This is a genomic window from Pseudomonas sp. Sample_11, assembly GCF_004307505.1.
Taxonomy (GTDB): domain Bacteria; phylum Pseudomonadota; class Gammaproteobacteria; order Pseudomonadales; family Pseudomonadaceae; genus Aquipseudomonas; species Aquipseudomonas atacamensis.
In genome coordinates, this window is the sequence record NZ_RCOD01000007.1 from 33,437 (window position 1) to 39,370 (window position 5,934).

General features: G+C 62.3%; 1 protein-coding gene. It reads left to right on the forward strand.

Annotated elements, in window-relative coordinates; all coding sequences use genetic code 11:
• Positions 1–5,934: immunoglobulin-like domain-containing protein (locus D8U60_RS27580; protein ID WP_347237644.1), on the forward strand; the 5,934-nt coding region annotated here is incomplete at both ends.

Here is a 5,934-nt window from a genome sequence, read left to right on the forward strand (position 1 = left end):
GCGAAACCGTCGGCACCGTCAACGTGCCAACAGCGGCCAATGACGTGTACAACAACGGCAGCACCGTCAGCACGACCATCACTGGCGCTACCGGTGGCAACTTCGAAAATCTGGTGCCAAGCAACACGCCTGCGGTCACCACCATCACCGATTCGGTCGATGACACTGGCCTGACCCTGACCGCGACCGACAACATCGTTGAAGGCGGTCAGATCACTTACACCGCAACGCTGACTAATCCAGCGCAGACGCCAGTTACCGTCACCCTGTCGAACGGTTCGACCATCACCATTGCTGCGGGCGAAACCGTCGGCACCGTCAACGTGCCAACAGCGGCCAATGACGTTTACAACAATGGCAGCACCGTTACGACGACGATCACCGGGGCTACCGGCGGCAACTTTGAAAACCTGGCGCCAAACACCACGCCAGCAGTCACTACGATCACCGACTCGGTCGACAACACCGGCCTGACGCTGACCGCGACCAACAACATTGTTGAAGGCGGTCAGATCACCTATACCGCGACACTGACCAATCCAGCGCAGACGCCGGTGACCGTCACCCTGTCGAACGGCTCGACCATTACCATTGCAGCTGGTGAGACCGTCGGCACCGTCAACGTGCCGACTGCGGCCAATGACGTGTACAACAACGGCAGCACCGTCAGCACCACGATCACTGGCGCAACTGGCGGCAATTTCGAAAACCTGGTGCCGAACACCACGCCAGCAGTCACTACGATCACCGACTCGGTCGATAACACCGGCCTGACGCTGACCGCGACCAACAACATTGTTGAAGGCGGTCAGATCACTTACACCGCAACGCTGACTAATCCAGCGCAGACGCCAGTTACCGTCACCCTGTCGAACGGCTCGACCATCACCATCGCGGCTGGCGAAACCGTCGGCACCGTCAACGTGCCAACAGCGGCCAATGACGTGTACAACAATGGCAGCACCGTCAGCACCACGATCACTGGCGCTACCGGTGGCAATTTCGAAAATCTGGTGCCAAACACCACACCAGCCGTGACCACGATCACTGATTCGGTCGACAACACCGGGCTGACCCTGACCGCTACCAACAACATCGTTGAAGGCGGTCAGATCACCTACACCGCGACGCTGACCAATCCGGCACAAACCCCGGTAACCGTCACTCTGTCGAACGGTTCGACCATCACCATCGCGGCCGGCGAAACCGTGGGCACCGTCAACGTGCCGACTGCGGCCAATGACGTCTACAACAATGGCAGCACCGTCAGCACCACGATCACTGGCGCCACCGGTGGCAATTTCGAAAATCTGGTGCCAAGCAACACGCCTGCGGTCACCACCATCACCGACTCGGTGGATGACACTGGCCTGAGCCTCAGCGCCACCGGTTCTGTGGCCGAGGGTGGCCAGATCACCTACACCGCCACGCTGACGAATCCGGCCGGCACCCCGGTAACCGTGACCCTGAGCAACGGCTCGGTGATCACCATAGATGCCGGCGAAACCACCGGCACCGTTACCGTTCCAGCGCCGGCCGATGACGTCTACAAAGACGCCGGCCAGGTCGAAGTCAGCATCAAGGACGCCACCGGCGGCAACTTCGAAAATCTGGTGCCGAACACTACGCCGGCAGTGACCGAAATCACTGACACCGTCGATACCTCGACGGTGAAGCTGAGCGCAGACACCTCGGTTGCCGAAGGCGGCACCGTGACTTACACCGCCACCGTCGGCGCGCCAGTCACCGGTTCGCCTGTGGTCGTGACGTTGGCCAACGGTCAGAACATCACCATCGCCGTCGGCCAGACCACTGGCTCCATCACCTACACTGCACCGAACGATGCCTTGACCGGCAACGCTCCGCTGACCAACTCGATCACTGGCGTAACCGGTGGCAACTACGAAAATCTGGTGGCGGACAAAACCCCAGTTTCGACCACCGTCACCGATGTGGCCGACACCACCAATCTGTCGCTGAGTGCGACCGCTTCCGTGGCTGAAGGCGGCCAGATCACTTACACCGCCACCTTGACCAATGCTGCTGGCTCGCCAGTGACCGTGACCTTGTCGAACGGCGCCGTCATCACCATCAATGCAGGCGAAACCAGCGGTAATGTGACTTTCCCGGCTCCGTCCGACGACGTCTACAAAGACGCCGGTTCCGTGCAGGCCACAATCACCAGCGCCACCGGCGGCAACTTCGAGAACCTCGTTCCGAGCACCACGCCAGCGGTCACTCAAGTCACCGACACCATCGATACCTCGACGGTCAAATTGACCGCCGACACCTCGGTCGCGGAAGGCGGCACCGTCACCTACACCGCCACTGTCGGCGCGCCCGTCACCGGCTCGCCTGTTGTCGTGACCCTGGCCAACGGCCAGAGCATCACCATCGCCGTGGGCCAGACCACCGGCAGCGTCACCGCCCCGGTATCGAATGACGTGCAGATCGGTCACGCACCACTGACCAACTCGATCAACAACGTCAGCGGCGGCAACTACGAGAATCTGGTCGCCGACAAGACCCCGGTCAGCACCACCGTGACCGACACTGTCGATACCACCAGCGTCGCGCTGACTGCCACCGGCAACGTCAACGAAGGCGGGCAGATCACCTACACCGCGACGCTGAGCAACCCGGCCGGTACGCCGGTCACCGTCAACCTGAGCAACGGCTCGGTCATCACCATTGAAGCCGGCAAGACCACCGGCACCGTGACCGTTCCGGCACCTGCCGATGACGTCTACAAAGACGCCGGCAAAGTCGAAGTCACCATCAAGGACGCCACCGGCGGCAACTTCGAAAATCTCGTGCCGAGCACTACGCCTGCGGTGACCAACGTTGCCGACACGGTCAACACCACGCACCTGACCCTCAGCGCAGAAAGCTATGTGCTCGAAGGTTCTTCGATAACTTACACCGCAACGCTGACCAACGCCGCGCAAACGCCGGTAACGGTCAACCTGAGCAACGGCCAGACCATCACCATCGAAGCCGGCAAGACCAGCGGTTCGGTGACGATTGCCGCACCGAGCGATGACGTCTACAAGGACGTCAGCAAGCTCACCGTAACCATGACCGATGCCAGCGGCGGCAACTTCGAGAAACTCGACGTCAGCAAGACTCCGGTCAGCACCACGGTCAACGACACCGTCGACACAACCGCACTGACCCTGACCGCCAGCGATACCGTCAGCGAAGGTGGCCAGATCACCTACACCGCGACCCTGAGCAACCCGGCCGGCACTGCGATGACCGTGACCCTGGCCAACGGCGCGGTGATCAACATCGCTGCCGGTGCTACCAGCGGTTCGGTGAATTTCCCGGCGCCCGCCAATACGCCGTACATCGATGGCAGCAACGTGCGGACGGCGATCGCCAGCCACAGCGGCGGCAATTTCGAGCGCGTCGAGGCCGATCGTTCGGCTGTGGTGACCAAAGTCACCGACGCCGTCGACACCACCAACATCAGCCTGAGCGCCACCGGCAGCGTTGCCGAGGGCGGCTCGATCGTCTACACCGCGACCCTGAGCAATCCGGCCGGCACCGCCATGAGCGTGACCCTGAGCAACGGCGCGGTGATCAACATTGCCAAGGGTGCGAGCACTGGCACTGCGACCGTCGCTGCGCCTGGCGATGACGTGTACAAGGACGCCGGCAAGGTCGATGCGAGCATCACCAAGACCAGCGGCGGCAACTTTGAAAATCTGGTGATCGACAAGACGCCTGCGGTAACTGATGTCACCGACACCATCGACAACAGCACCGTTGCGCTGACCGCCAGCGCCAGCGCGGTGGAAGGCGGCGTGGTTGTCTACACCGCGTCCGTGACCGCACCGGTCACCGGTTCGCCAGTGCTGGTAACTCTGTCCAACGGCCAGACCATCACCATTCCGGTCGGCGCCAGCAGCTCCAGCGTCAACTTCACCGCGCCGAACGATGCACAGGCCGGCGGCAACACCCTGAGCGTGAAAATCGACGGTGCCAGCGGTGGCAATTACGAAAATCTCGTCGCAGACCAGACCCCGGCGGTGACCTCGGTGACTGACGTCGCCGACACCACCAACCTGTCGCTGTCCGCGACCGGCTCCGTGGCCGAGGGCGGTTCGATTGTCTACACCGCAACCCTGAGCAACCCGGCCGGCACGCCGGTGACCGTGAGCCTGAGCAACGGCGCGGTGATCACCATCGAGGCCGGCAAAACCAGCGGCACCGTCACCGTTCCGGCACCTGCCGACGACGTCTATAAAGACGCCGGAAAAGTTGAAGTCACGATTAAGGACGCCACTGGCGGCAACTTCGAAAACCTGGTGCCAAGCACCACGCCAGCGGTTACCGATGTCACCGACACCGTCGACACCTCGACGGTCAAACTGACCGCGACCGAAACCGCGGCCGAAGGTGGCACCGTCACCTACACCGCCACCGTCGGCGCGCCGGTCACCGGTTCGCCTGTGGTCGTCACCCTGGCCAACGGTCAGAACATCACTATCGAAGTCGGCAAGACCAGCGGCAGCGTGAGCACCACCGCGCCGAACGACGTCCTCGCCGGCCACGCGCCGCTGACCAACTCGATCACCAACGTCAGCGGCGGTAACTTCGAAAACCTCGTTGCCGACCAGACCCCGGTCAGCACCACCGTGACCGACACCGTCGACACCACCAACCTGTCGCTCAGCGCGACCGGCGCGGTGAACGAAGGCGGCCAGATTACCTACACCGCAACCCTGAGCAACGCCGCCGGCACACCGGTCACCGTGACCCTGTCGAACGGTGCGACTATCCTCATCGAGGCCGGCAAAACCACCGGCACCGTGACCGTCGATGCACCGAAAGACGACGTCTATAAAGACGCCGGCAGCGTTGAAGCGACCATCCAGAGCGCAACCGGCGGCAACTTCGAAAACCTCGTCACCAGCACAGCGCCGGCGGTGACCACGGTCAACGACACCATCGACACCACCACCGTGTCGCTGAGCGCCACTGCGAACGTCGCCGAAGGCGAAACCGTGGTCTACACCGCCACCGTGGGCGCGCCAGTGACCGGCTCTCCGGTCATCGTCAGCCTGTCCAACGGCCAGACCATCACCATCGCGGTCGGCGAAACCACCGGCAGCGTCAACTACGTCGCGCCGAACAGCCCGCTGGCGGGCGGCAGCTCGTTGAGCGTGACCATTGATGGCGCCACGGGTGGCAATTACGAAAAACTGCTGGTCGACGGCAAGTCCGCAGATACCGTGGTTTCCGACACCACCGACACCACCAACCTGAACCTGACCGCCAGCGATTCGGTCGCCGAAGGCGGCCAGATCACCTACACCGCAACCCTGACCAACCCGGCCGGCACACCGGTGACCGTGACCCTGTCGAACGGCGCCACCATCACCATCGACGCAGGCAAAACTACCGGCACCGTGACCGTCGACGCACCGAAAGACGACGTCTATAAAGATGCCGGCAAAGTCGAAGTGACCATCGAGGGTGCGACCGGCGGCAACTTCGAGAACTTGGTGCCAAGCGCGGTTCCAGCGGTGACGAATGTCACCGACACCATCGACACTTCGACCGTCAAACTGACCGCCGATACGTCGGTGGCTGAGGGCGGGACTGTCACCTACACCGCCACCGTCGGCGCTCCGGTTACCGGCTCACCAGTTGTCGTTACGCTTGCCAACGGTCAGACCATCACCATCGGCGTCGGCCAGACCACTGGCACTGCAACTGCTGTTGCTGCGAACGATGCGTTGGCTGGTAATGCTCCGATCACCAACTCGATCACTGGCGTGACCGGTGGCAACTTCGAAGATCTGGTTGCGGACAAAACTCCAGTTTCGACCACTGTCACCGACGTTACCGACACTACAAATCTGTCGCTCAGCGCCAGTAACTCGGTGGCTGAAGGAGGCCAGATCACTTACACCGCGACATTGA